This is a genomic window from Methylobacterium sp. J-092, from assembly GCF_022829325.1.
Taxonomy (GTDB): Bacteria; Pseudomonadota; Alphaproteobacteria; order Rhizobiales; family Beijerinckiaceae; genus Methylobacterium.
This window is the reverse complement of the sequence record NZ_JAKSXU010000094.1, coordinates 1-717: the sequence shown is the minus strand read 5'-3', so window position 1 is coordinate 717 and position 717 is coordinate 1. Positions and strand designations below refer to the sequence as shown.

The following is a 717-nucleotide window of genomic DNA, read 5'->3' as shown; positions in this document are numbered from 1 at the left end:
CGCTCCACCTGCCGGCGATCGCGCACGAGTGCGGGATCAAGTTCGACCTGTTCGACGTCGCCGAGATCTTCCGGCGCACGCCCTACGTCGCCGACCTGAAGCCGGGCGGCCGCTACGTCGCCAAGGACATGTTCGAGGTCTGCGGCATCCCGCTCCTGATCAAGACCCTGCTCGACCACGGCTTCATCCACGGCGACTGCATGACGGTGACCGGCCGCACCATCGCCGAGAACATGGAGCACGTCCGCTGCAACGGACCCCTACGCTTCAGTCCGGTTCGAGGGTGCGCGCACCGCCTACGGCGCAGCGCTGGCCGCCGACAAGGCGCAGGAAGCCCTAGCCGGCGCGGAACGCGACCGACCGCTTGCCAGCGCCCGGGCATGGATCCCGTATGCGACCCTCGTTGGAACGATGCTGGCGATGCTGGCTGGTTTGGTCGCGCTGGTGGGCGCGGCGGCAGCAGGTCTGTGGGCACGGCGCTCGCGCGACGCCTTGCTCGCCAGCTTTGGCCTGGTGCATCGCGCGTTGCCGGTGCTGCTCGGCCTGCAGATCATCGGCCTCAGTCTCGCTGTGCTAAGCGCGACTCTGTTCGAGGCTGGGGGTCTGTGGTTCGTTGGGCGGTTTTCGGCCGGCGAGGCAAAGTTGCTGTTTGGCGCGCTGATCATCGCCGTTCTCGCGGTCTGGGCCGCAATTGGTGCCGTACGCGGACTGCGCGGC

2 pseudogenes are annotated in these 717 nt (G+C 68.2%); both read left to right on the top strand.

The window, feature by feature from the left end:
• A pseudogene (locus MKK60_RS10465) lies at positions 1-254 on the top strand (dihydroxy-acid dehydratase); the annotation flags it as partial.
• A gap of 157 nt (positions 255-411) precedes the next feature.
• Positions 412-717: pseudogene (locus tag MKK60_RS10460) on the top strand (peptide ABC transporter); the annotation flags it as partial.